Here is a 26426-nt window from a genome sequence, read left to right on the forward strand (position 1 = left end):
GCTTTTTACATCGTATAAAATTTATCGACTCCGAGGATTGCCGCACCCTTGAGGGTAGGAACCGATTGTCCGTCGCTGAATAGCAAAGCCGTTTGACGTGTTAGGCGGGGAAGGGCGAGTTCCCATACTCGCTTATCGATTCCCTTTTCCATGTAGCGACATTTTGAGGCGTATTCACCCTCGATCAAGATGATTTCGGGATCGAAGAACATAATGATATTGGAGATTGCAATCGCAAACCAATTAATAACCTCGTCCAAAACGGTTCTGGCCAGAGAATCACCTTCGTCGGCAGCATCGAAAACGGAAAGCAGACCCAATCCTTTACCTTCTTTAGCCAATGTGGAGCCCGGGTAATGCTCCAGTAATGTGCGTACCCTGGTGAGTACTCTTTTTTCCGATATTTGCTGCTCGAAACAGCCGGAACTTCCACAGGCACAAAGTTCTGTCTCCTGCGGATTAATCAGGCTGTGTCCTATCTCGCCGGAGAGAAAATGCTTACCAGCATAAATTTTCCCTCCGATGAGGATTCCTGAAGTGACCCCATGCCAGCCTGCGTCGATCAGCACAACGGTATCGTAGTTTTTTGCAAGACCAATCTTGCTCTCCCCATACGCCTTATAGCGTATCCAGTTGTCAAGATAGATGGGACAGTCCAAACCAAGCACGGGGGTAAGCTGTTCTTTTAGATTATTGTAGGTTCCCCATGATGGGAAATAGGTTGAATGGATGCAGATGCCGCTTTCCGAATCCACATTGCCGTGAATTGCCACCATGCAGGCAAGGAACGTGGATTGCCGCTCCTCTGGACTGCTGTTCCTTTCAATCAATATCTTCATTTTTTTTGCGATTTCCGGGAAAACCTCATTTTCCCGTATGGATATTTCGTCTTTTTTCAGGCTTTTATAGGTAAGATCAGAGAGACGAAAATGAATTCGATCATATTTTATATGAAGCGAAATGATGAGCTTATTCTGAGCATTGAAACGGTACAGCGAGGGCTTCTTTCCCCCTTCGTCCGTTGAAGAGCCCTTACCCGCAGCAACGATAATCCCTTCTTGCAGAAGATCTTCGTTAATTTTCATGACGGTCGTACGGCTCAGGTGGATTTTTTGTGCAATTGATGAGACCGATAGCATCTCTTTACTGCGATACAACTCAACAATCAGTTTTTTGTTCTTTGATCGAATATTCTTGGGCTTGTTTCCATGCTCAGTCGTCTTCATGTGTGGAAGAGTAGGATGTTTTCTTCCGAAAGTCAAGGTTAATAGATAATAAAGTATTGATACAAAGTATCGAAATAAAGTTGACAAACAAAAAAACTATGATACCCTATTCCCATGGGGATGAAAAAAATTACAAGAGCTATAAAGGAGAACGTATGACTCACGCTAACAGGCTCGGCCTTAACAGAATTATACAACCGGGTCTCTCCATCACGGAATTCATCAAATTTGCTGCCGATTGTGATTTTGCCGGCATTGAGCTGAGAAATGACCTGGAAGACAGCCGGGTTCTCGGTGGTGAACGTGCTGCCGATATCATTGCAGTCTGTCACGGCTTGGGGATCGATATACTTACCATCAATGCTTTGCAGCGGTTTAATGATCCCGCTTTATTTGAGCAGAAAAAGGAGGAACTGCTTCTGCTGATGGCAGAGGCGGAAAAGGTCGGATGTAAGAACATCGTTCTTTGTCCGGTAAATGATCCGAAGGATGCTCGGGGAAAGGAACAGCAACGAGAGGATCTCGTGCAGGCACTGAAAACGTATGGACCGCTTTTTGAAAAGAAAAATATGGTGGGTTTTATCGAGCCTTTGGGTTTTCCGATCTGCAGTGTACGCTATAAGCAAGAAGCCGTCGCAGCAATTCAAAATAGCGGCTTCGATGTCCTTTACCGCATTGTACACGACACCTTTCATCATTTCCTTTCCGAAGAAAAGCAGGTTTTTCCTGAATGGACGGGTATGGTCCATATTTCAGGTGTATATGCCGGTAAGAAAAAAGATGCAATCACCGATGATGACCGTGTCTTGGTGGATGCACAGGACATAATGGATAACAAGAATCAGATTACGCGGCTGCTTGACGGCGGTTGTGATGCCCCGATCTCCTTTGAACCCTTCTCTTCTTCTATTCAGAAGCTGGGATTATCAGAGCTGAAGCAGAAGCTTACAAAAAGTATTCATTACATTTTCAATACGTAATATTTTGCTCAGAAAAACAGTTTGCCATAAGCTTTGGTGAAATTTTGATCGCATGGTCTGGCTAAGGAGAAAATGGAAAATGCGAAAATTGAATTTAGGAATTATTGGGGCGGGAAGAATTGCCTATGTGCATGCACGAAGTATTACCTACAATATTCCACATGCGGAAATTAAGATCATCGCCGATCCCTATATGACGGATGAGGCAAAAAAATGGATTGCGGAATTTAATATCCAAACCATATCAAGAGACTATAAGGATGTGATCAACAATCCGGAAGTAGATGCTGTCTTGGTTTGTTCTTCTACCAATACGCACGCCCAATGTACCCGGGAAGCTGCCACTGCCGGGAAACATGTTTTCTGTGAAAAGCCCATCGATCTTGATATCCGGGAAATAAAGAAAACAATTGATGTCGTTGAAAAATCGGGAGTGAAATTCCAGGTTGGGTTCAATAGAAGATTCGACCACAATTTTATGGCTCTCCGTGAGGCTGTTGCCAAAAAAACAATTGGGGAACTGCACCTGGTAAAAATAACTTCACGGGACCCGTCTCCGCCTCCCCTCGACTATGTCAAAGTGTCGGGCGGCCTTTTCATGGATATGACAATTCATGATTTTGATATGGTGCGATATCTCACCGGAAGCGAAGTCGATGAAATTTTTGCATACGGAAATGTCCTGGTCGACAACGCGATTGGGTCCGCAGGTGATATCGATACTGCCATCATAAGCATGAAGATGAAGAACGGGGCCATGGCCGTCATTGATAATTCCAGAAAAGCAGCATACGGATACGATCAGCGGGGAGAGGTCTTCGGTTCTCTGGGAATGATGGTTACCGGAAATGACACTCTGCATACCGGAACCTTTTGGGGGAAAGAGGGCGTCGTCGCGCAAAAGCCGTTGTATTTCTTTCTTGAGCGCTATAGGGAGGCCTTTTCTCATGAGATGATCGAATTTGTTCATGCTGTTGCCGAGGGGCGACCTGTTCCGGTGGGAGGAATTGATGGGCTGAATTCTGTTATTTTGGCTGCTGCTGCGGCTGAATCCTTGAAGCAGGGAAAGAGTATCACAGTATCGTACTAAGTCCGAATCGATAATTCTACCATTCTAAATGGTAGCATATTTATGTAATACAGAAGGGGGATCTTATGGAAAAAAGATTCAGTATGGTTTTGGTTCTTCTCTCGTTATTATTGACACCAATTTTTGCCAATGGGAGTCAGGAGAGCTCATCCTCTCAGGAGGGCGGTAAAAGCTATAGGATCGCTTTTACCATGGCACTGCGTGATCAGTTCCTGTCGACCATGGAAAATGCATGCCTGGCAGAAGCAAAAAAAGAAGGGGTTAAGGTTGCTTCACAAGATGCGCAACAAAGCAGTAATGCACAGCTTTCGCAAGTTCAGCAGTTTGCAGCCCAGGATTATGATGCTTTGATTGTCAACCTTGTCACTACTGACAATTCACAGGCTGTTCTTAGTGCAGCGGGGGATATGCCGGTGGTCTTTGTGAACAGGGCCCCGGATGTCGATCTGGTAAAAGGCAAACAGACGTATGTTGGCTCGGATGAACATAAATCCGGAGCATTCCAGGCTCAGGCATTGGCAAAGTTTTTTACGGAAAGAAATGTAAAGACAATCAACTACGTCCTGTTACAGGGTACACTTGGACTGCAGCATACTACCTTAAGGACCTCTTCTGTGAAAAAAGGGCTCGAAGATGCCGGTTTTACCCTGAATCAGGTGTATCAGGATACTGCTGAGTATGATCGTGCAAAGGCCCTGAATAAAATGCAGCAGTTCATTGCCAGCGGCAAGAAGTTTGATTGCGTAATCTGTAATAACGATGAAATGGCTTTAGGCGCGATTGCGGCAATGAAACAGGCTGGTTTGGACCCGAAAGAGATTCCTGTGGTAGGTATCGATGCAACAGCGGCCGGACTTACTGCAATGGAGAACGGAGAACTTTATGCCACCGTTTTTCAGGATGCAAAAGGGCAGGGAGAAGGGGCTCTCAAGGCTGCAATGGCATTGGCTTCTGGTCAGGAAATAGATACCTATATCGATATTCCATTTCAGCTGGTTGATCAAAGCAACTATAAAAATTACATGAAGTAGCATCAAATTTTACTTCTTTATTTATGCTGAGCCCAATTGCCGGACGGCTTTTCGGGCTCAATATAATGCTCCTGCTCACATAGGAATAACTGGAGGAACGAACGGTGAATGGAAGCGAATATGTTCTTGAAATCCATGATGTGGTCAAAAGATTTCCAGGGGTTCTGGCGCTTGATCAAGTTAATTTTTCGTTACGCAAAGGGACTGTTCATGCACTAATGGGTGAAAATGGGGCAGGAAAATCCACATTGATGAAGTGCTTGTTAGGAGTGTATCACATGGATTCCGGCCAAATCTCTTTGCATGGAGAGCCTGTTACCATTTTAAACCCGGCAGATGCAATCAGACATGGCCTCTCGATGATTCACCAAGAGCTAAATCCGATTCCAAAGCGAAGTGTCTGCGATAACATATGGCTCGGAAGGGAATTGCGAAAGGGAATACATCTTGATCAAACGGAAATGATGCGGCAGTCCAGAGATATTCTCTCCCGCTTGCATATTAAAGTGAATCCTGCAAAGTTGATGGGTTCCTTATCGGTTGCGCAAATGCAGATGGTGGAAATTGCCAAAGCTGTTTCATATAATGCCGAAATAATCATCATGGACGAACCGACATCGGCGTTGACTGAGGCGGAAATTCGTTCTTTATTTACGGTTATTGAAGAACTGAAGGCAGCAAACAAGGCCGTAATTTATATTTCCCACAAAATCGATGAAATCTTTGAAATTTGTGATGACGTTACTGTTTTTCGGGACGGTAAAAATGCAGGATTCGCTACGGTCAAAGATGCCACGCCTCAGGGTCTGATCAGCATGATGGTCGGAAGGAAGGTGAACAATATCTATCCGAAAGTCGATTGTCCTATTAAGGGGCCGGTATTGAAAGTCGAACACCTAAGTTCGGGAGAAACATTCCAGGATATCAGTTTTACCGTGCATAAGGGAGAGATTTTCGGGTTCTACGGATTAGTTGGAGCAGGTAGGACTGAAGTCTGTGAAACGCTTTTCGGAATGAGAGAAAAAAGCGCTGGAACTATTCAGCTGAATGGAAAAAACATCAAAATAAAGTCACCCAAGGATGCTATCCGCCATGGCATAGGAATGGTAACGGAGGACCGTAGGGCCTCGGGTATTTTCCCCGTTCTGAGTGTCCTTGACAATATCAGCATCGCGAATCTAAAAAAATACTGCAATCGTTTGTATAAAATAAATCATGTAGCATTAAGAAAAGAAGCCATAGCGTTCGGTGATGAATTACGCATAAAAATGCCGGGTTATGGAGCACGGATCATGAACCTCAGCGGTGGAAACCAACAGAAAACCATCGTTGCACGTTGGCTGATGATGCAACCGGATATCTTGATTGTCGATGAACCTACACGGGGAATTGACGTAGGGGCAAAAGCAGAAATTCACTCATTAATTACGAAACTGGCTGGAGAAGGAAAGGCAATAATCATGATCTCTTCTGAAATGCCGGAAGTTATGGGCATGAGCGACAGAATTTTAGTTATGCATGAGGGTAAGATGACCGGAATCATTAAGCGACCCGATTTCACACAAGAAAGAATAATGGAATTGGCAATTAAGTAACGAACGGAGGAACTAAAGCATGGAATCCTTGAAGAAACAGAATAACAACCTACCCCCGGTTACCAGTAGAAAGGAAAGCCTGATAAGTCTGCTTTCCGAAAATAAGATGTTTGTAATCTTAGCCATGGCATATCTATTACTCGGAATATTGACCCGAGGTGCCTATTTTGCCCCGGATAACTTTCTTTATATGGTACAAGCAGAATCGGGAGTAGGCATCTTAACGTTCGGTGTAACGTTTTGTATCATTTCCGGAGGAATCGATTTATCTCTTGGATCTGTTGTTTCCTTGTCGTCGGTTGTGGCTGGGAGCTTTGCGCAAAAATTAGCATATTCTGCCAAGATCTTTCCCGGTATGGCCCCTTACCCTGCGGTCGTTGCACTACTGATCGGTCTGGCCGTTGGTTTGGCCGTTGGATTTACAAACGGCATGTTTATTGCTTATACGAGAATCCATCCGTTTATCGCAACCTTAGGCAGCATGTGTATCGCAAGGGGCCTTGCTTTGGTCTATACAAAAGGACAGCCTGTTTCGCAATTGACCGACAGCTTTAACAAGTTCGGCAATATCCATATTTGGGGCGATGTAACTGGTATTATGGTTTTCTTTATTATATGCGGCGCCATATCGTGGTACCTGTTGAATCAAACACGGTTCGGCAGAAGTGTATATGCAATAGGAGGTAACTTGGCGGGAAACAGTGCTGCTGCACGTGTAGTCGGAATCAATGTCGAACATAACTTGGTCAAGGTATATGCCCTCTCCGGGCTTTTTGCAGGCCTTGGCGGAGTCCTGATTGCAGCAAGGACCGGCGCCGGAAACCCAACCCTGGGACTGAATATGGAACTGGATGCAATTGCTGCTGCGACCATAGGCGGTGTTTCTCAAAGAGGAGGAATCGGGCGTATCAGCGGTGTTTTTGCCGGTATATTAATTTTAGGTATCGTAAAAAGTGCCTTAATTTATCTTGGTATTTCTTCCTATTTCCAGGACATCGTCAAAGGTGTGATTATCATTTTTGCTGTTGTTCTTGATATGACGGGGCAGAAAAACAACTAAAACAGGGCCTTTATCCATGTTTAGCGATCGTTGTTATAGTGTACAATATTAAACATACATTGACAATATGTACAAATATTGTACACTGATCTATGTGATCGATAGAGAAGTAGAATCAGAATTGTTCCTGCTCAGCAAAGAATTTCCAATTATAGCAATATTAGGTCCACGTCAGTCAGGGAAGACGACACTTTCGCAAAAAGTGTTTTCAGGCTATGAGTATGTCTCATTGGAAGACATAGACCACAGAGAATTTGCTCAAAATGACCCCCGGGGATTTCTTTTGCGGTATGGCGGAAAGGTTATCTTTGATGAGATCCAAAGAGTACCGCAACTGATATCCTATTTACAGACACATGTTGATAAACACAAAGAAAATGGCCAAATAGTAATAACCGGATCCCATAATTTTCTCTTGATGGAACAGATCAGTCAATCATTATCCGGACGTGTAGGAATCGTAAAACTTTTGCCGTTTACTGCGTCTGAACTAAAAGCAACCAATAACAGCCTGGGTGATTTGCTGTACAATGGGATGTACCCCAGGATTTATGATCAGCATATTCGGCCTGAGACATTCTATAAAAATTATATTGCGACATACATAGAGAAGGATGTGCGTCAGATCAAACAGATCATGAATTTGGATAACTTTATGAAGTTTATCCGGGTGTTGGCTGGAAGAACAGGACAAGAGTTACATCTTGCATCAATAGGAGAGGAATGCGGAATATCTCATAACACAGTAAACGAATGGATCAGTGTACTTGAGGCGAGTTTTATCATATACAGGATACGGCCTTATTATAAGAACTATAACAAAAGGATAGTAAAAAATTCAAAGATCTATTTTACCGACACAGGACTTGTCTGCAATGTGCTAGGAATTAGAAAAAAAGAAGAACTTGATTATCATTTCTTGAAAGGGAGTATTTTCGAAACCTTTGTAGTCAATGAGCTGATGAAGGAAAATTTAAATACGGGAGAAAAAGTGGGACTCTATTTTTGGAGAGATAATCATAAAAAAGAGCTTGATATAGTGATAGATGCAGGAAGTCAAACGTATGGAGTGGAGATAAAATCCAGTGCAACGATTCAGGAAAAGTACTTTGCTGGACTTAAGTATTGGAGCGAACTCAGTGGGGTGGAACCATCGAAGATGTATTTGGTATACGGAGGAGAAGAAAGTTTTAGAAGAAACAACATGAATGTCGTGGGTTGGAGACACATAAAAGAAAAGCTTATGGAGAATGCTATATAAAACCGTCAATTGGCGAAGACATGGGTGTTGAGGATTGGATATACTTCCCGGCTTCTTGACAAAACGGCTAAAAGATTAAGAACATAGTTCAGAATGTTTAGCATCTCCAGGAGTTAACATGAAGTCAGTTCCTTTCCCTCGACACATCCCGGCGGCTCCGACCAACCCGGCGGATAAAAGCAGTAAAAAGGCGTCTTTTCGTATCAGAGACCTCTTTGATGACCAGAGCGAAGGTTCGGAGGACGAAAAAGCCTCAGGTCTTGATGAGAAATTGCGGCAGGCCTATTTCTGGATTACCAATACGGCGATCATCAGTCCGTTTTATGATATCGAATACCATGAGCAGCCTCCACAGTCCTTTTTCTTCGGAGATTCCAAGGTACAAGTAGATCTGCCCACAGGGCAAAGTTATTCCAGTTTCGTTCTAATTCCCTTACTGACCCTGGCCGTTCGTAAACGCTGCCTTATTGTGGGCGGACCGGGACGCGGTAAAACGGCAACCTCCATCCTCATGGGGCTTTTGGCAGGTTATGATCTGAAGGATATGAAAAGGGCCATTCAGCATGGCCAGCCCCAGATGACGGTGGCAGATCTGCTGGGACACCCCTTTCCCGGTGATCTCATGAAATCGGAAGATCCCAGTCAGATTCGTATCTCATGGCGAAAGTGGCTCGGCATGAGGGTCAAGATCATCGATGAATATAACAGGATACCCACCAGAACCCAGTCGGCGCTCTTAACGGTCCTTGCCGACAATTACGCAGAAATCATGGACCAGATCTACGAATGTCCCGAGGCAGCCTGGTATCTGACCGCCAATGACGATGCAGGGGGAGGCACATACCAGGTAATCGAGGCCTTGAAAGATCGAATTGATGTGGTTGTCAGGGCCCTCCATTTTAACACCCGTTTCCTGGAAGATTTGCAGCATCGTATAGAAACAAGATTTCAACCGGAAAAGAACATACCCGGTGAGATTGTATTTACCGAGGAAGAACTGGATACCCTGTATCAGGAGATTCTTGCAATTCAGGTTCCTGCGCTTATACGGAAAAAAATAGAGTTCTTCGCCCGGCAGTTTGAGTTTTTCGAACCGGCCTCCACCAAGCTGGAGTACATGACAAAGGATACGGCAAAGCTTTCCGGGCTCGATTTCCAGGAATTGATGAGTCAGGAGAGTGGTAAAGATCAGATACGGGACCTCGGCAGCCAGGCAAAGAACGGTCTGTCCGTACGAAAACTGATGACCATGCTCCTGTTCACCAAGGCTCTTGCCTACTTTCGGGGCCACGGAGAGGTCGAGGATGAGGATGTCAGGCAGATTATTCCCTTCGTACTTCATGACTCACTTTCCCCCTATCTGGAATCACCCTACTTTGACAGCGAGGAAAATGGTCCCTACCGGGTGGACAGAATCACCTGGATTCGCAAGACCTATGATCTCTCCTGCCAGGAATTTGAGCGTCTGAAGCTTCAGAAACACGATCCGGTGGAAGAGACGGAAAAGCTGTTTCGCATGGGGCTTGAAGATCTAAGCATAAAAGAGGTGGAAAAGCGGATGTTTCAGATCGAGCAGATTTTGAAAGAGATGAGCAAGACGCAAAAACTCTACGGTCATATGGCCGATGATATTCTTAAATTGAAGTATTTCCATCAGAGATACACCAATTATCGACGATGGCTGCAATGGAAATAGGCACAACGCTGGCCCTTTTCCTTCAAAAAGAGGAACCGGTCCTCCAGGCTTCTTTGGACACGCTACTTGAATCACACCCCCTTGTGCGGGAGCTTGATGTGGAAGGGCTGCTGAGTCACCTGTTCTCCGCTCTGTTCGAAGTATTTTCTTCGGACTCGGAGTGCCTGCGCATGCTTTTCCTGCACGGCATGAGGCACTATCTGCCTGCCGTGCTTAAAGAGGGCGAAACGACGCTCCCTGCCGAGATGCTTCTTGAAAGCTGGCTTCTGCTAAGGCCCCTGATCTCTGATCAGCGCCTGCTTTCGGCGGATAAACTACCAGGTTTTCTCGAGCGGTGGGAGCTCGCCTTGAAGCGGCTCCCGGATAATTCCATGCGCCGGAGCTGGCTGGATCATATGGCCCGGTACCTCGATCAATGTACCCGACTTGAGCAGGTCTTTGCCCTGGGGCGTCTGGCCGCCTGGATTCTGGGGCTGGCCGAACAGCGGCAAGCGGCCCTGGAGAGTGCTGATCTTCTACCTGAAAAGCTCATCGGTGAGCTTCTTCACATAGAGAAGAGTGGACTGAAAGAGGCCCGGGATAACCCCTGGTTTTTCAAAGGCTCCTTCATCAAGGGGCGTATCGGCGGTTTCGCCGGTTACGGAGGGCCCTTCCTTCAGCCACCTACATGTCGCAGGCTGGAAGGGGTTTCTTTGCCTGCCTCCAGCGGCCTTGTGGCCCATGACCGGAAAAATGGTTACCATCTCTTTGCCGATTCCTTCGGCTGCCGTCTGGTTTACGATCCCGCCCTCCTGACCCTGGCCCGGAATCTTCCCGAGGCGCATGAGACCGAGTGGCTCCTTGTCGACTGTCGGAAGGACAGTCACTACCTATGGGTCCGGAGGAAGGGGGCATGAACGGGAAAGAACTGTGCGAAGCCTGGGATGAACGGTGGGAAGAGGCCTTGGGGCTTTGGAGTCATCTGGTCATGATGCGTTCTCCCCACTGGTGTTTTTCTACGGAGGAGGCAAAGACCCAGGGACTGGAGGGCAGTTTTGCCATGATTCGTCTGAAGGATCACCGAGTCGTTCTCGATGCTTCACTCATCTCGTATTATCGCTTGGAAGACTTTCCTCTGGAAATACTCGCCCACGAAATCGGCCATCATGTCTATGTCCCGGCAAATCTTCAGGACAACGGGCGTTTGCTAAGCCTGGTGCGCAAGGCCCTGACGGAAAAAGAAAGCTATGCGCCCCAGTTTATGAACCTCTACGCCGATCATCTGATTAACTACCATCTTCAGAAACAGAAAGGCCTGGCCATGGCGGAAGTCTATCAACATATTTTGGCCAAGCAGAAGAAGGATGACACTTCTGCGGTGTGGAATCTGTACCTGGCCGTCTACGAGCGGCTTTTTTCTCTAAAACCCGGCACCCTGGCACGAGTTCCAGGCAAGAAAACAGAGTCCCAGAGGCTGGAACAGGATAGTGAAATAGGGGCTCAGATCATTCGATCCTATTGTGAAGATTGGCTCTCGGGAGCCTACACCTATGCTTCCCTCTATTACCCCTATCTGTGGGAAAAAGCCCAGGAGAGCGCTTCGATTACCCTCCTCCTTGATACCCTGCATGCCTCGGACGGGGCCTCCGGGGAGGGGGGAGACCTACAGAAGGTTTCTGCCGATGGGGTGGGTATGGTGTCCGATCACTCCATCTCCGGCGATGGAAGAACAGAAATCGGTTCACCTCAATCTGAGGGAGAAGGGCCGGCTCAGCGCTATACCTCGCCCTGTGAGTATTTGGATTACATGAGTCAGCTGGAACCGGGGAGCTTTGATTCCAACAAGGCGCTGGCCCGCTATTATACGCAGATTGCGTCCCCGTATATGATCCCATTTCCCATGGAAGTCATGCCGGAAAAAGAGGCTATCATCCCCGAAGGCCTAGAATCCTGGGATATCGGTGATAATCCCGGCGAGATCGACTGGTTTGGGACCCTCATCCGAAGCCCCGAGGTGGTACCGGGGATGACAACAGTTAAAAAGGTCTATGGATGGGATGATGACCAGAGCCCCGGGCAAAAGGTCCCGGACTTGTATATCGGTATCGATTGTTCCGGTTCCATGGGGAATCCTGCTCTGAAATTTAGCTGGCCCGTTCTTGCAGGGACCATCATTGCCCAATCGGCATTGCGGGCCGGGGCCAGGGTGAAGGTCGTTCTTTCCGGTGAGCCTGGTTCTTTCATGGAGACCCGCGATTTTGTAAAGAGTCGGCAGGAGGTCATGAATGTGCTGATTTCCTATCTTGGAACGGGTTTTGCTTTCGGAATTCCCCGTCTTGCCGATGATTTTTCCCGTCCCAGGAAGGAGCGGACCCATATTCTGCTTTTGACCGATGACGATATCTTTGCCATGCTGAACGACGGTCCCCATTATGATCAAAAGCACTCTACCTGGGAGGTCGCAGACAAGGCCCTTAAAAACGGTGGAGGCGGCGGCTCCTTGGTCCTCTATTCAGAACCCGAGTACCATGCGAAAGAGGCTGACCGCTTGAAAAAAGAGGGCTGGGACCTCTTCTACGTATCCAATGACGAGGAGTTGTCCCGTTTTGCCAAGGCCTTTGCCCGCAAAAAATTTGGAGCCAAGCGATGAGAGTTCCGCAAAACGGTGAGCAAACAGGGCCTCAACTGGAGGATCTGCTCCACCATCTTTCCGAATGCCCCGGTGTGTTTCTGGAAACGCCGCTGTTCGTCAGCTCTGCCTCCGAGGGCGGAGTCCATAGTTTGGCTCTGATTTTTGATCTGTTTCTGCTCCAGAATGTGAAGATCCCTATAGGCTTGAAAAGGAAGTTGGAAACATCCTGGGAAAGTCCCCAGTTATCTGAGCGCTGCTGGCGAGGGTGGCAGCTTCTGGCCTACCTCTTTTCCCACAGCTGGTTCTATGAGAAAAAGGTCCTGGCAAAGGGCTTTGCCCGTGGCCTTGATCATATGCACAAGCTTACCGATATTGTGGAGGCTTCCGCTTTTATCGCCAACCCGGCACGGCGGGAGGAACTCTGTCGGCTTGCACTATTTTGGTGCGGCCTCAGGCCGCAGGGAGAGAGCCCAGAGCAGGCCGAGGATCGGCTGAAGGCACTGGATACCCTTTTCAGGAAGGACATCGAAGCGAAAAGCAGCCGGAACAGGAGCAGGGCAGAGGAGATACGACGAAAAATCCAGGAAGCCAGGGCCAGGGAGGCGGCCAATACCTATGCAAGGGAATAAGACGATCCGTCCTGTTCTGGACGATTCAGAGCGATTCCCAGGACTTGAGGATTTGAGATGGGTCTACTACCTTAGGCAGCATCCGAAGGCGCCTCTGTACAATTTCAAATCGGGAGATCGTCTCGATTCAGACGGGGTGGAGCGGCTGCATGGCTACAAGAGGACGTTGCGGAAGCTCGGTGGTACCTCATCCCTCTCCTTTATACGGGCGTTCTACAAAGAGGCCCGTTCGGATGTTCCCGCCTACCGAAACTATCCGGCGGATTTTAACGATGCTCCTTCCATGAATCGTGACGACCTGCGCAAGGCCCCCTGGGACTATGTGAAAGATAGCGCTTCGTTGGAAAATATCCTCTGTTATGCCACCTCGGGAACCACAGGGGCGCCCCTCGAGGTTATCTTTGATGCCACATGTGCCTCTTCCTGGTTGCCCCAGGTGGAGTTGATGCTGGAGAAGGAGGGCCTCGGTCTGGAAAAGGGAGCAGGAACAACGGCTGTCGCCCTGATCTGCTATCAACTGGAGACCCTGACCTATGCCTCCGCTTCATCCTATTTAGAAGGCTCCGGTTTCATCAAGGTGAACCTCCATCCCAAACAGTGGAGAGCTCCCTCGGATGCAAGCGACTATCTTCTGGGCTTAGATCCGGGACTTTTGACGGGAGACCCTCTGGCCTTTTCCGCCCTCATGGAGCTTGAGATTCCCCTACGCCCCCGTGCCATGATCTCCAGTGCCATGACCCTGAGCGAGGGATTAGCCGTTAAGCTGGAAGAGTACTTTCATTGCCCCGTCTATGATGTCTACTCCATGACCGAATGCCGAAACATAGCCTTCAAGAGACGGGGAATCATGGAGAAGATGAGACCGGACCTCTATCTGGAAATCCTGGCCCCCGGAGAGGAGCGCGTTTTGGAAGAAGGAGCGTGGGGAGAGCTGGCGGTCAGCGGCGGCAACAACCCCTATCTTCCCCTGATCCGTTATCGGACGGGAGATTTTTGCCGTCTGAGAAACCAGAGGGGGCGGCAGTTTCTGGAAGATTTTCAGGGACGACTTCCCGTTCGTTTTCCCCTGCCTCACGGCGGTTGGATAAATACGATAGATTTTTCCCGGGCCCTGGCTCCCTTGGCCCTGGCCTCCTTTCAGATTGCCCAGCAAAGGGATTTTTCTCTGGTCGTTCGCTATGGTGGGAGGGGCAAGCTCTCCCGAGAGATCGGAAAGGCCATCGGGGGCGTTTTGGAACAATACGGTGCAGAAGATCTTCCCTTTATCTTTGGAGAACCTTTGCCGGAAATTTCTGGAAAGAAAATCTGTTCCTTTGTAACGGAGTTTGAGCGTTGAAAAAGGTCGGCTTGTGTTTGGGCAAATACGCTCCCTTCCATCGGGGCCACGGCCTTGTCATAGAGACGGCCCTGAGCGAAATGGATCTGGTTCTTGTGTTGATTTACAACAGTCATGTGACCTCCATTCCCCTGAAAAAACGGGCGGACTGGATTCGCCGCATCTATCCCGAGCGGGTCAAGGTGATAGAGGCCTACGACGGTCCGGAAGAGACCGGTTACAGCCCCGAGATCAAAAGCAAGCAGGAAGCTTATGTCTTGAAGAAGCTAACAGGGTGGCAGATTCACAGCTTCTATTCCTCGGAACCCTACGGGGAACATATGAGCCGGGCCTTGGGTTGTCGAAACCGTCAGGTTGATTGCCAGAGGCTGCAATTCCCCATATCGGCCACACTCCTGCGAGAGGATCCCTATACATACCGCCGTTTTCTCAGCCCCGAGGTCTACTTTGACCACGTAATCAAGGTCGTATTTCACGGAGCACCCAGTACGGGAAAAACCACCATTTCGGAGGCTCTGGCCCGGAAATTTCACACGGCCTGGATGCCTGAGTACGGTCGGGAATACTGGGAAAAACATGAAGTGGACCGAAGGCTAAGCCCCCGTCAGCTTCTGGAGATAGCCTGCGAACACAGAAAACGGGAACTGAGGGATGTGTATGAGGCAAGGGATTTCTATTTTATCGATACCTGTGCACTTTCCACCTACCACTTTGCCCTGGATTATCACGGTACGGCTCTTCCCGAGCTTTGCCGCCTGGCCGATGAGGCTGGAAGCCGCTACGATCTGCATATTCTTTGCGGCGATGATATTCCCTATGATGATACACCCGACCGTTCGGGTGAGGTGTATAGATCAAGATTTCAAAAGAGATTTGAAAAAGATCTTCAAAAACGGCAGATCCCCTACATTCTGCTTACCGGTTCCCTGGAAGAGCGGATAGAAAAGGTCTCCATACTTTTGAAGCATACCAAGGAGTTACATTCATGCTGAACTTTTTTTCCATCAACCATGTAGCCTTCACCGTTCTTCAGTATCCCATGAGCTATGTGGAGTTTCTGGGGACCATCTTTTATATATGGTCGGTCTGGCTTATTGCCCAGAAAAAGATGCTCACCTGGCCGGTCGGTATTGTATCGGTCATCCTGTATGCATTTCTTTTCTATCAGATTCGTCTCTATTCTGATTTTCTGGAGCAGCTCTACTACTTGGGGGCCAGTGTCTATGGATGGTGGTTTTGGGATAAAAAGAAAAAAGAGGATCAGGAGATCGCTGTCGTCCGCGGTACTCTAAAGAATAACATATTCTGGCTGGCTGGTATTCTCATTGTTTCGGGATTCACCGGCCTTTTGATGGGAAGAATCCATCTGATTCTTCCGAAAATCTTTCCCCAGCCGGCTGATTTTCCTTTCTGGGATGCCTTTACCACCATAAGCAGTTTTGCCGCCATGTTCCTTCTGGCCCGAAAACGATTTGAGAGTTGGCTTCTCTGGATTGTGGTTGACGTGATAGGAATCGTGCTCTATTACGTCAAGGGGGTGAAATTCCTTTCGCTGCTTTACGTCTTTCTGTTGCTTATCGCCCTTAAGGGCTTTTTAAGCTGGCGGTCCTCTTTGCATAGTGTTCCGAATCCTGGTGATAACCGGAGCACTGCCCATATAGGGAATGGGCAGTGATACTATGTGACCGGCTGATGCAAGACAAAAGCCGGGGCAAAAGAATCCCATAATCTTTGGGGTCCGGGGCGAAGGGCCCCGGAGAAGGGGGTGCGTCGAGATCACCGGGGGCTTCCCCCGGAAGCTCGGCGCAGGGGGAAGGCGTTCCCCCACCAAAAAAGAAAAAGTCTGAAGGTCGAAATTTATATGACAGGCAGGTATTCCTCTTCATTACCATGGGGCTGTTTCACGAGGATAGTGTTCCGAATCCTGGTGGTGATATGTTGTTTTTGCCGAAGAAAACCTTGATTTTCCTTTCTTGTCCAATTTTTTATACGTGTGTCTTTGTAAGGGCCGAATAGCAAAGGAATTATACTCTTTGCACCACCAATATTCCTAACACTAGTGGTTTATATTGACAAAAAAAAGAAATATGCGTTAGTATACTTTAACCGTATTAGTTAAGACTAATTAAATTCTAGAAACCTAATACAATGCTTGAAAGGAGTAAAGAATGGATACCACCGGTGGAACCGGCTTGATCATATATTCAAGTAAGACAGGTAATACACGTACGTTAGCCCGGGGCGTGGTTCAGGGACTTGGTATGCGGGTTAAACTGGCAGCAATAGAAGAAAATTTAGATGCTTTGTCCTTCTCTTGGGTGATTATCGGTTTTTGGGTTGATAGGGGAGATCTTGATGCCAAGGCACGTTCATATGTAGAAACACTTTCTGGATGTAAGGTTGGTCTTATTGGAACCCTTGGAGCCTATCCTGATTCGCCTCATGCCAAAGATGTCGAGAATCATGTACGGGATGTCATATCTGCGAGAAACAAATATCTGGGATGTTTTTTATGCCAGGGACGGATTGATCCGGCCCTGACAAGGAAGTTTGAGCAGCTGCCGCCGGATCATCCTCACGCTATGAATGAAGAACGCCGAAAGCGTCACACAGAGGCCGCATTCCATCCCAATGATGCAGATATTGCGGCTGCTACTGCAGCATGTGCGGAAATGATAAAGGCCGCAAGATAATCATGAAACATACAGCCTCCAGCAGGATGCGCTTACTCCTGTGGATACTCGCGATTGTCTTGGTGATACTGCTTCTTGTGGGTGTCGCTTCCGGGAGTGTCCGGATTCCTCTGCGGACCGTCATCTCCGTGCTTACCGGTCATGCCGAAGCTGATGCCAATGCCACGATTATTTTAGGAATACGTCTACCCCGCTTACTTATGGCAATTTTGGTGGGGATGATGCTCTCTACGGCGGGAACGGTGGCACAGGCGGTGTTCCGGAATCCTTTGGCGGACCCCTACATTATCGGTATTAGCGCGGGTGCCGTAGCAGGTGCAATCCTTGCGTTCTTTTTGGGATTGCCCGATGTCTATTACGGGATTTTTGCTTTCTTTACCGCACTGGCCACGGCGTTTCTTATTTTTCGTCTGGCAGGACGAAAAGGAAAAGCCGACACGGCTATGCTTCTCATTGTAGGAATAGCCGTGTCGTCGTTCTTGAGTGCCTTAACCTCCTTTGTCATGTATTCGGCTGGCGAGGATTCATACCGAGTGATGGTGTGGACCATGGGGTACTTGGGGGCGGCTACATGGGGCCGGGTAGGGCTACTGGTAGTGCCGCTTATCGCGTCGTCAGCCTACTTCCTCTATCTTCGACAGGATATTGATGCCTTGCTGATGGGGGACGAAGAGGCGTATTCGCTTGGCATCGATGTCGGCAAGCTTAAGCGACGGTTATTACTGGTTACCAGCTTGATAGTCTCTTTTTCGGTGGCATTTACCGGTATGATTGGTTTTGTGGGACTCATTGTGCCCCATGCCATACGGCTCATTATCGGAAATGGCCACGCTCGTCTTTTACCTCTTGCGGCATTTTCCGGCGGTGTCTTCTTGCTTTTTGCCGATACCCTGGCTCGTACACTACTTGCGCCGACAGAGATTCCTATCGGTGTGGTAACGGCTTTTTTCGGGGCCCCGTTCTTTCTGGTTTTAGCCGTTCGGGCTGGTCGAGGAGGCGCAGTATGAGTCTATGTGCGGAACATATCCATTTTTCCTACCGGGATAAGACGGTTCTTGCCGGTGTCGACTTTACATTGCAACAGGGAGAGGTCTTTGGTTTGTTGGGCCCCAACGGATCGGGAAAATCGACCTGTCTGAAAACTGTATTGGGGTATCTCAAACCCTCCTCTGGTCGGATCGTTTTTGCAAGGTTCGGTTCTTTGCCGTACGGTTTGCTGGTTGGTAAAGAGGTTGCCCGGCGGGTTGCCTTTGTACCGCAGCAGACTGCATTGCATTCGGCAATTACCGTTTTCGAAGCGATTCTTATGGGACGCTTGCCACATCTTGCCGATCGCTGGAGCGGTTACGGGGCGGAAGACAAAAAGAGCGTTCGTGAGGTGGTAGAGGCCTTGGGCCTGTGCGACTTAGTGGACCGAAATGTGACCTGTCTCTCAGGGGGCGAGTTGCAAAAGGTCATTATTGCCCGCTGCCTTGTACAGGAGAGCGATATTCTCCTGCTGGACGAAGCTACGGCAGGTCTCGACTTAAATCACGCTGTAGAAATCATGGAGTTTATGCGACGAAAAGCGAAGGAAGAGTCGAAAAGCATCGTCGCAGTACTTCACGATGTGAATCTCGCTTCTCAGTACTGCGATCGTATAGCGCTACTCAAAAAAGGCTGTTTACGCTACATCGGTACTCCTGAAGAGGTTATAAGCGAAACGGTACTGGAAGAGATCTACGGTATTCGGGCGAAGATCGGCTACGATGATGGCGGCAAGCCTTTCGTTTTGCCGCGGCGGATAGAAACTGCTGAAAGAGAGGTTGCCAATGTTTGCTGAACGTTATCGCTCACACCATGATGCAGAGGCAAAATTAGCTTCTATTTTGGGACTGTATGCACATTCGCGTTCCGGAACAGTGGACTGGGAGGATGTGGAGCGGCCTCTCTACTCTGCGCCACCGTCTGGGAGACGCTGTATCTATATCCATATCCCATACTGCGATACAATTTGTGAATTTTGCAATCTTAATCGTACCGCTCGGGGACATACCGATTTAGATGCGTATACAAAGTATCTAATAAAGGAGATCGAGTGGTATGCCCGATATCCGTACATCAGGGATGGTCAGTTCGACGCCATATATTTTGGCGGCGGCACGCCCACTATTTTACAGACTGAGCAGCTTAGCCTGGTACTTCGAGCCTTACGCGACTCTTTTCACTTGTCAGAGGATTGTGAAATAACATTGGAATCGACACTTCATAATCTGCCGGCTGAAAAAAGTGCCCGCCTCCAGCAGGAGGGGGTGAACCGTTTGAGCCTTGGTGTTCAAACCTTTTCGTCCCGTGGAAGATCATTTCTCGGCAGAACAGGGGATGCAGAATATGCTATCGCTCGACTGCGAGCGATCCGGCAGCTCTTTTCTGGTGTCCTTGGAATAGACATTATCTACAGCTACTTCGATCAGAGTCTGGAGGAGGTCGCTCATGATGCTTCTCTTTGTTCTGATTTGTCCCTTGACGGTGCGAGTTTTTATTCTCTCATGATTCACGACGGTTCTTCCTTGGGGCAGCGTATTGCGAAAGGTGAAATTCCCTTTGGCCGGAGCCTGGAAGATGATCGACAACGGCATAATCGTTTTTATGAGGATATGCATGCGGGTGGATACGAAATGCTGGAGCTCTCCAAGCTTGTTCGTCCCGGCCGTGATGAATATCGGTACATACGAATTCGATATGAGAATGGTGATGTTCTTCCCATTGGAGCAGGGGCGGGCGGGCAGTTGGCTGGATACCGTATCTATTCCATGGCACAGGGCCGCCGCTTTGCTTCGAAGATAGAACCTGCTTATGCACAATACCACCGCGTGTTAGGCCATTTACAGTTTGGTTGCTACGACCTTACAACCCTCTCGGAGGAATTAGGGCCGGATTCGTATGCTCCTTTGCGGGAACGAATGGACTATTTTGTCCGCAATGGGATGCTGGTACCGGAAACGGATGATCTGTATACGTTAACCGCCGATGGAATTTTCTGGGGAAATAATATTGCGGTGGACATATTGAAAGCGGCGATAGATGGGACGAAAGAACATCACTAGGCTTTCGCCTCTCGGCGAAAGCGGTGCTGGACACAGAAAAGGAGAAATATTATGCGAAAGATAGCATATCTTGTTGCCGTTATCCTCGCTTTTGCAGGATGCGGAAATGAAAAGTCCTCTCATACGGATGCTGCATCTTCAGCTTCATCGGCAGATACCGGAAAGCAGCTCGCATCCGTTACCATAGATGAAGCGACGGGGCGTGCACGTGATGCATATGGTCATACCATCGAGGTTCGTCCATATCAAAGAATGGTAGTAGCTTCGCTGGGAGCCGTAGAAACACTGTATCTTATTGGGGGCGAAGATGCCATGGTTGCTATAGCAACCAGTCGTGGGGGTGTCTGGCCCGAAGAGAAGACAGCCTTGCTTCCTAGTGTAGGAAATGTGGCTCGTCCAAGTTTTGAGACGATTATATCCTTTGATCCCGATATCGTTATTCTCAGCGCCATGTCTTTGGATATCGCCGAAAGCCTGTCTGGGCGCGGTATCCCCGTATTCATTCACGACGCCACGTCAATCGAAGATATTTTCGCTTCCGTAGAGCTTTTGGGCGATCTTTCGGCTAAAGAATCGGCAGCAGAGGCCTTGATAGCCGAAAAACGGGCTCGCCTGGCGGAAGTGGCGTCTGCGGTTGCCAAGCGGACGGTGCGGCTAAAAGGTGCATTTCTCTATTCAGCCAATCCCGTCATGGGCTTTACCAACGAATCGCTTCCTGGCGAGATACTGAATCTCCTAGGGGTAACGAATATAGCCGTGGGGCTAAGCGGGAAGCGTCCTATTATCTCATCTGAGCTCCTCATATCCGAAAATCCCGATTTTCTTTTTATCTCCATGTCGATTGAGAACCCCGAAGACTTGCTTAGGGCAGAATCTGCCGTCGCAAGAACTCGTGCAGGGAGAGAAGGCCACATCAGCACGATTCCTTCTTCTTTGATTCTGCGCCCCTCTCCACGTATTGTGGACGGAATTTCGACGCTCCAAGAAATTCTTGCGGAGATTCCTCCTGCCCCGGAAGAGGGATGAGGAGCTTGTGATGTTTTTGGAAACCTTTCACCATATTGTTGCATTCATTCAACTGGGAGGTATCCTCAACTGGATTCTTGTCGGGCTATATCTGGTTGTTCTTGTGCTTGCAGTGGATCGTTGTGCTTACTTTATTCGCACAGGATACCAGCGTAATCGTCTTGTTGCCGGTATCGATTCGGCTTTTTTTGCATCCATATCGGATAATGGCACCGACGGCCAAACGCCGGCTTTCCCTTGGCCTAAACATTACGCTAAAAGTCAGCCGGTGCGCATGATTGCCCTTGTACTCGAAGATCGACGGTCGACGAAAGAGGCTTTGGACGAGGCCGTGGATCGTGAAGGTTCGGCCATACGGAGGGAGATGGATCGTGGCTTAGAGGCTCTTTCGGTCATCGGTAACATTGCTCCTCTAATGGGTTTACTTGGCACGGTGACGGGGCTTATGAGGGCTTTTCATCGCATCGAATCCCTCGGCGGTACCGTCGATATTGCCGCTTTTTCCGGTGGTATCTGGGAGGCAATGATCACGACAGCCATCGGATTAATCGTGGCTATTCCGGCAGTAGTTTTTTGCAGAGTCTTCGAAAAGATTGTAGAACGTCGTGGTGAAGATATGGGGTATGTCGTTTCTCTCGTATCGGAAAGCTTGCATGAGGGGACTGTGGAAAACCCTCGGGCGGGGCAAAGCCGGGAGAGTGCATAATGAAAACCTTTGGTGCCGTTCGATCTCGCCAAAGCGGCTTGAATATGACATCCCTTATCGATGTAGTTTTTATTCTTCTTATTTTTTTCATGATTGGATCAAGGTTTGAGAAGCCTGCGATTTCTCTTACCCTTCCAAACGCAACGACGGGAGAACGGGTGGAGCGTCAAATAATTACCGTCTCCATAGATTCCGAGGGGAATTTGTATGTAGAGGGGAAACCCATTGAACCGGCAGCCCTGGAGCTGTTTATTGCACCGTTGGCGACGGCCGATCCCGAGTTAACGGCATCTTTGGAATGCGACGGGGCAGTCCCTTTTGCAAAGGTGACGAAGATTCTGGATTCTTTGAAGCGGGCAGGAATTCTCAATGTGGCGGTTCGGCACGAGTTCCCTCGCTGATCGCCTTACCCCTATCGCACTCTGTGCGGCGGTGATCTTTGTTCACGGGCTTATTTGGGGAAGCCTTGATTTTTCTTTTGAAGCGGCTCAAAAAGAACCTGAGCCCATGACTGTTCGTTTTACCAGCCTCGAGGGGCTGGATGCTACGCCTGCGGGCAATGAGCTTGTCCCCCTTGAAGGTGATCCTGTGGTAGTGCCGAAGCCTCAGGAAACTCGTATAGAGGAGCCTTCCATGCCTGACGTTGCAGCATCGGAGATAGAGGAGTCCCCCATGACTGAGGTGCTTGAGACCGAAGTAAAGCCGGTTGAAAGCCCCCAGAGGATCTCGGCGAAAGCTCCGGAGACTGCCCGGCACGTTCGAGAGGAGGCAAGCCCGGCTGAGGCCGCTTCCGTAGCTACCGTTTCAAAAAGTGAAGTCGGTGCTTCTTCAGCTCTCGGCAGGGACGGCGGGTCGGCTTACGGTGAAAGCCTGTCCCTCGATTATCGTGCCATCATTCTCCGCCAGTTGGAAGGACGGAAGGTTTATCCAGCGGCGGCTCGAAAACGGGGAATAATAGGCCCTGTAACCCTTTGTTTTTCTGTTGCTCCCGATGGAACAGTATCTGAACTTTCCGTAGAGGTAGCCTCACATCGATTTTTACGGCAGGCCGCTCTGGAATCTGTACGAAAGGCAGCGCCCTTTTCTTTTCCTGAGCGTCCTTCTGGAAAGATCGATATGCAGGTAACGCTTGAATATCGGTTGGAAGAGTAAAATGAGGAGGACTTTATGCGATATCCATCGGCGTTGGTATACGCCATAATTTTCAGCGTTGTGGGGTCTCTTTCTGTCTTTGCACAGGAGGAAACAAAAGATGAACCTGCCGTTATTGTCGTAACAGGCGCGAAGGCAGCACAGGATATTGAGGAGACCGTCGAAGCGGTAGAAGTCGTTACGGCTGAAGAGATACAGGAAATGGGGGCAAAAAACGTCAAGGAAGTTATGGAGAACATCCCTGGTGTTATTATCTATAATCATCCTGTTTCGACGCTTATGATGCAAGGCTTTGCACCGGAGTATGTGAAGATCCTTGTCAACGGCATCGAGATAGCAGGAGACGTCGGCGGAGCCACCCCTATAGCTCAATTATCCGCTTCCGAAATCGAGCGTATAGAGATTGTCCGGGGTGCGTCGTCGGTGCTCTATGGATCAGATGCCATGGGCGGTGTCATTAATATTATTACCAAGAAAGCGGAGAAAGAGAAAATTTCCGCTTCTGTGGCTCAGGAGATTGCATCAAACTTACGGTACTACGGGGAAGGTGCCGTATCGTATGCACATGATCTTTTTGCCCTCTCGGTGATGGGCTCCTTTGACTACGACGATGGTAAGTCTGTCGACGAAGAAAACAATCTTGGTCGTGAAATTTCGATCTACGAGGTTCCCTACGCTTGTCTGGGATCTGTCAGAGGGAGTGCCACCTGGTTTCATCCCGGAGGTGAACTGGAACTATACGGAGCATGGTCCGATTCATCACGGGAATCGAGCACAAATCTGGAAGGCGGTGTCTCCTACGATGATACCAAACGGGAAGGGGGGCTACGGGAGCGTTATACCTTTTCAGATTTCCTTTCGCTGGAAGGATTTGTTAGCGTCAAAAGCTATGATCACCATGTGGATCAACTCAATTATACCTACGATACAACCAGCGAGGAAAAGAGCCTCTTTGATGATATAGAAAGTGAAGTCACTGTTTCCTGGGAGCCTTCTATTTCCCATTCATTGCTGGTAGGTGTAAACGGGAAGCGCGAAAGCATGGACGGAGATGCTTTTGATGAGCAGAAATCGACGTCACAGATGAGCGTTTTTACTCAGGACACGTGGAATATTGGTGGTGCCGATCGATTTCGTATTGTTCCGGGGCTGCGCTTTGACTATAGTGTGCCGGAAGATTCGGGAGATGATCCGATATATAAGCTCACTCCTAAATTGAGCTTTCGTTACGATCCGTCGGAAACCCTGGTTTTGCGTCTTGCTTACGGTATGGGATTTAAAACACCGAGTTTAAAGCAAAAGTATTGGCGCTTTTTTCATCCCTCGCCGGAGAATTTTATGCTTCTTGGTAATCCCGACCTAAAACCGGAAACGTCCCATGGCTTCAACGCTTCCGTAGAGTATGCGGTAAATCCTAAAATTTCGTTGACCGTCGGCGGATACTTCAACTATGTCTTTGACCTTATCGATACGCAGATTGTCGATGAAAACTCGGGAACGTATACCGATACGGATGGTACGGTGCATAACTACATTTATACCAGAAAGTACCGAAACGTTGGTAAGGCGATTACTTCGGGCGGCGACTTTTCTCTCCGATTCTCTGGTTCCCGCCTTGCCTCTTCCTTGGCATACAATTTCACCGTTGCCAAAGAGTACGATGAAGATAGCGATGAGTATATTGATCTTCCTTCACGGGTGCCTCATCAGATCAAAGGGAGCATCTCCTATACGATTCCTCATATTGAGACAAAGGCCAGCTTGCAGGTGAATTGGAACGCCCCTGAGCTGATCGATGTTGATGAGGATACATACACGCCTGATTACCTGATGGTAAACGCCCATTTTTCAAAACTTTTTTGGAAAGATCGTCTTAACCTCTACTGTGGGCTGAGAAATGCGTTACATAACATCCATTTCATCGACAGCAGCGACGGCGAAAGTCAGGAGGACTACTTCGGCCTTCGGGATGGTCTTGTATTCTACCTGGGAAGCCGCTTTACCATGTAAAACAAAGAAAACACAGAAGCCGCTTTTCTATCGGTTTCATATGTTTTGCCCACAGACATCCCCACGGTATGCCGGCACCTGGGAGTGCCCTGTAGGGTTAATAATAAGGAGTAATAGTATGGTGAAAGTACACCGTTTTTTCTTTTATATACTTGCCCTCATGACAGCGGTCCTGCTCTTGGGATCCTGTGATAACCTTTTGGGCAGTGACAATGATGATGATGATGATGATGACTCATCCAGTTATTCTACGTCCACAGCCGCTGTGGATTATTTGGGTGACAATCTGTCTATTTTCTTCGATTTTTCGACTGGAACGCTAACAGCGGTCGATCATGACATGTGGGATGTTGCTATTGCAACGGACGGGGCTATTATTGCCAACAGTGGCGATTATGGTAGTGGTGTTACCGTCTATAAAACAAGCTCAACCGATATAAGCGACGACCTCAGTTCTTATGAGAGCAAGGTAGCTGAATACACATTCAAATCCGGTACAACCCTTTATGGCGATCAGACCGAGACTAATCCCTTTGACGATGAGATCGGTAGCGGTGGAAGCGGTTCCGGGACGGTCTATCTTGTGAAAGATGAGGCCGGTATCTATTACAAGCTCGTATTCACCTCATATGGTCCTATGGGACAGTACAGTGTGAACGCCGTTGAAGGCCTTAGCGGAACAAGTACGGAAACTATTTCCGGGACCATAGATGCTGCTTACGGCTATACGTACTTTGATCTTGGAACACAGGCCGCAGTGACTGTGGCACCGAAAAAAAGTGAATGGGACATCTTGTTTACCAGAACAAATGATATTCTGGATGATGGGTCGGGGGGTGCCTATATAGCGGGGCGTTCCGATGTATTGCTCAATACTGCCGGTGGGGTAGAGGGAGCTACGGTAGACGATACCGCTATCGAAGCGGTGGTAAACATCTCCGATTACACCTTTTCTTCCGTCATAGATACGCTTGGGTATAGTTGGTACACCCATAATCACAGTGCAACACCGGCATATTCTGTCAATACGCTTACCTATGTGGTTGAAACCACGGAAGGGAACTATGCAAAATTGCAACCTGGCAGTTTCTATGGCCCCAATAGCGAGCAGTTTTACATGACCTTTCGATATTACTATCAGGCAGATGGATCAACGAACTTTTCTCGTTAATGCTCTCTCATGGAAAGAGAGAAACAGCCGCCGGTTACGGCGGCTGTAGGTGAATTGAAAGGCTTCC

24 protein-coding genes are annotated in these 26426 nt (G+C 48.4%); 23 read left to right on the plus strand and 1 reads right to left on the minus strand.

Features of this window, described 5'->3' with window-relative positions; translation table 11 throughout:
• Nucleotides 1-5: 5 nt before the first annotated feature.
• Nucleotides 6-1085, minus strand: a complete 1080-nt coding sequence (locus SPIRS_RS05605; RefSeq protein WP_245537707.1) for an ROK family protein — start codon at nucleotides 1083-1085, stop codon at nucleotides 6-8.
• A 296-nt stretch (nucleotides 1086-1381) separates the two neighbouring features.
• Between SPIRS_RS05605 and SPIRS_RS05610 the strand changes: the two genes are divergently transcribed.
• From SPIRS_RS05610 to SPIRS_RS05725, 23 genes are all read left to right on the plus strand, one after another.
• Nucleotides 1382-2206 carry a TIM barrel protein gene (locus SPIRS_RS05610; protein ID WP_013253709.1) on the plus strand — a complete coding sequence of 275 codons (825 nt, stop codon included), beginning with the start codon at nucleotides 1382-1384 and terminating at the stop codon, nucleotides 2204-2206.
• Nucleotides 2207-2285: 79 nt separating this feature from the next.
• Nucleotides 2286-3296 carry an inositol 2-dehydrogenase gene (gene iolG / locus SPIRS_RS05615; RefSeq protein WP_013253710.1) on the plus strand — a complete coding sequence of 337 codons (1011 nt, stop codon included), beginning with the start codon at nucleotides 2286-2288 and terminating at the stop codon, nucleotides 3294-3296.
• 65 nt (nucleotides 3297-3361) lie between these two features.
• Entirely contained in the window at nucleotides 3362-4327 is a 966-nt protein-coding gene (locus tag SPIRS_RS05620; RefSeq protein WP_013253711.1) for a substrate-binding domain-containing protein, read from the plus strand.
• A 104-nt stretch (nucleotides 4328-4431) separates the two neighbouring features.
• Nucleotides 4432-5922, plus strand: coding sequence for a sugar ABC transporter ATP-binding protein (locus tag SPIRS_RS05625; protein ID WP_013253712.1), 1491 nt, complete (start codon nucleotides 4432-4434; stop codon nucleotides 5920-5922).
• Nucleotides 5923-5941: 19 nt separating this feature from the next.
• Nucleotides 5942-6982 (plus strand): ABC transporter permease, encoded by a 1041-nt coding sequence (locus tag SPIRS_RS05630; RefSeq protein ID WP_013253713.1) that lies wholly within the window; start codon nucleotides 5942-5944, stop codon nucleotides 6980-6982.
• Nucleotides 6983-7076: 94 nt separating this feature from the next.
• The gene (locus SPIRS_RS05635) at nucleotides 7077-8243 is read left to right on the plus strand and encodes an ATP-binding protein (RefSeq protein WP_013253714.1); all 1167 of its coding nucleotides are present in this window, start codon (nucleotides 7077-7079) and stop codon (nucleotides 8241-8243) included.
• Nucleotides 8244-8361: 118 nt separating this feature from the next.
• A complete protein-coding gene (locus SPIRS_RS05640; protein ID WP_013253715.1) occupies nucleotides 8362-9939 on the plus strand; it encodes an AAA family ATPase in 1578 nt (525 codons plus the stop codon).
• A complete protein-coding gene (locus SPIRS_RS05645) occupies nucleotides 9930-10835 on the plus strand; it encodes a hypothetical protein (RefSeq protein WP_148224037.1) in 906 nt (301 codons plus the stop codon). The genes SPIRS_RS05640 and SPIRS_RS05645 overlap by 10 nt, the downstream gene beginning before the upstream one ends.
• Entirely contained in the window at nucleotides 10832-12568 is a 1737-nt protein-coding gene (locus SPIRS_RS05650; RefSeq protein ID WP_013253717.1) for a hypothetical protein, read from the plus strand. The genes SPIRS_RS05645 and SPIRS_RS05650 overlap by 4 nt, the downstream gene beginning before the upstream one ends.
• Nucleotides 12565-13179 carry a hypothetical protein gene (locus SPIRS_RS05655; RefSeq protein WP_013253718.1) on the plus strand — a complete coding sequence of 205 codons (615 nt, stop codon included), beginning with the start codon at nucleotides 12565-12567 and terminating at the stop codon, nucleotides 13177-13179. Before SPIRS_RS05650 ends, SPIRS_RS05655 begins: the two co-directional genes overlap by 4 nt.
• On the plus strand, nucleotides 13166-14515 hold the full coding sequence (locus SPIRS_RS05660) for a phenylacetate--CoA ligase family protein (protein WP_013253719.1): 1350 nt from the start codon (nucleotides 13166-13168) through the stop codon (nucleotides 14513-14515). The genes SPIRS_RS05655 and SPIRS_RS05660 overlap by 14 nt, the downstream gene beginning before the upstream one ends.
• Nucleotides 14512-15507 (plus strand): AAA family ATPase, encoded by a 996-nt coding sequence (locus tag SPIRS_RS05665; RefSeq protein WP_013253720.1) that lies wholly within the window; start codon nucleotides 14512-14514, stop codon nucleotides 15505-15507. The genes SPIRS_RS05660 and SPIRS_RS05665 overlap by 4 nt, the downstream gene beginning before the upstream one ends.
• On the plus strand, nucleotides 15501-16190 hold the full coding sequence (gene pnuC / locus SPIRS_RS05670; RefSeq protein WP_013253721.1) for a nicotinamide riboside transporter PnuC: 690 nt from the start codon (nucleotides 15501-15503) through the stop codon (nucleotides 16188-16190). The genes SPIRS_RS05665 and pnuC overlap by 7 nt, the downstream gene beginning before the upstream one ends.
• A 493-nt stretch (nucleotides 16191-16683) precedes the next feature.
• The gene (locus tag SPIRS_RS05680; RefSeq protein WP_013253722.1) at nucleotides 16684-17208 is read left to right on the plus strand and encodes a flavodoxin family protein; all 525 of its coding nucleotides are present in this window, start codon (nucleotides 16684-16686) and stop codon (nucleotides 17206-17208) included.
• A gap of 2 nt (nucleotides 17209-17210) precedes the next feature.
• Nucleotides 17211-18215: a FecCD family ABC transporter permease gene (locus tag SPIRS_RS05685; protein ID WP_083771459.1), complete on the plus strand. Its 1005-nt coding sequence runs from the start codon at nucleotides 17211-17213 to the stop codon at nucleotides 18213-18215.
• Complete coding sequence (locus SPIRS_RS05690) at nucleotides 18212-19030, plus strand: ABC transporter ATP-binding protein (RefSeq protein WP_013253724.1); 819 nt, start codon at nucleotides 18212-18214, stop codon at nucleotides 19028-19030. The genes SPIRS_RS05685 and SPIRS_RS05690 overlap by 4 nt, the downstream gene beginning before the upstream one ends.
• Nucleotides 19020-20294 carry a coproporphyrinogen-III oxidase family protein gene (locus SPIRS_RS05695; RefSeq protein ID WP_013253725.1) on the plus strand — a complete coding sequence of 425 codons (1275 nt, stop codon included), beginning with the start codon at nucleotides 19020-19022 and terminating at the stop codon, nucleotides 20292-20294. The genes SPIRS_RS05690 and SPIRS_RS05695 overlap by 11 nt, the downstream gene beginning before the upstream one ends.
• Before the next feature lie 51 nt (nucleotides 20295-20345).
• A complete protein-coding gene (locus tag SPIRS_RS05700) occupies nucleotides 20346-21320 on the plus strand; it encodes an ABC transporter substrate-binding protein (protein WP_013253726.1) in 975 nt (324 codons plus the stop codon).
• A gap of 10 nt (nucleotides 21321-21330) precedes the next feature.
• Nucleotides 21331-22026 carry a MotA/TolQ/ExbB proton channel family protein gene (locus SPIRS_RS05705; RefSeq protein ID WP_013253727.1) on the plus strand — a complete coding sequence of 232 codons (696 nt, stop codon included), beginning with the start codon at nucleotides 21331-21333 and terminating at the stop codon, nucleotides 22024-22026.
• Nucleotides 22026-22427 carry an ExbD/TolR family protein gene (locus tag SPIRS_RS05710; protein ID WP_013253728.1) on the plus strand — a complete coding sequence of 134 codons (402 nt, stop codon included), beginning with the start codon at nucleotides 22026-22028 and terminating at the stop codon, nucleotides 22425-22427. Before SPIRS_RS05705 ends, SPIRS_RS05710 begins: the two co-directional genes overlap by 1 nt.
• The gene (locus tag SPIRS_RS05715; protein WP_013253729.1) at nucleotides 22396-23178 is read left to right on the plus strand and encodes an energy transducer TonB; all 783 of its coding nucleotides are present in this window, start codon (nucleotides 22396-22398) and stop codon (nucleotides 23176-23178) included. Before SPIRS_RS05710 ends, SPIRS_RS05715 begins: the two co-directional genes overlap by 32 nt.
• Before the next feature lie 15 nt (nucleotides 23179-23193).
• On the plus strand, nucleotides 23194-25188 hold the full coding sequence (locus tag SPIRS_RS05720; RefSeq protein ID WP_013253730.1) for a TonB-dependent receptor plug domain-containing protein: 1995 nt from the start codon (nucleotides 23194-23196) through the stop codon (nucleotides 25186-25188).
• Nucleotides 25189-25306: 118 nt separating this feature from the next.
• Entirely contained in the window at nucleotides 25307-26359 is a 1053-nt protein-coding gene (locus tag SPIRS_RS05725) for an HmuY family protein (RefSeq protein WP_013253731.1), read from the plus strand.
• Nucleotides 26360-26426: the final 67 nt, after the last annotated feature.

This window comes from Sediminispirochaeta smaragdinae DSM 11293 (assembly GCF_000143985.1).
Taxonomy (GTDB): domain Bacteria; phylum Spirochaetota; class Spirochaetia; order DSM-16054; family Sediminispirochaetaceae; genus Sediminispirochaeta; species Sediminispirochaeta smaragdinae.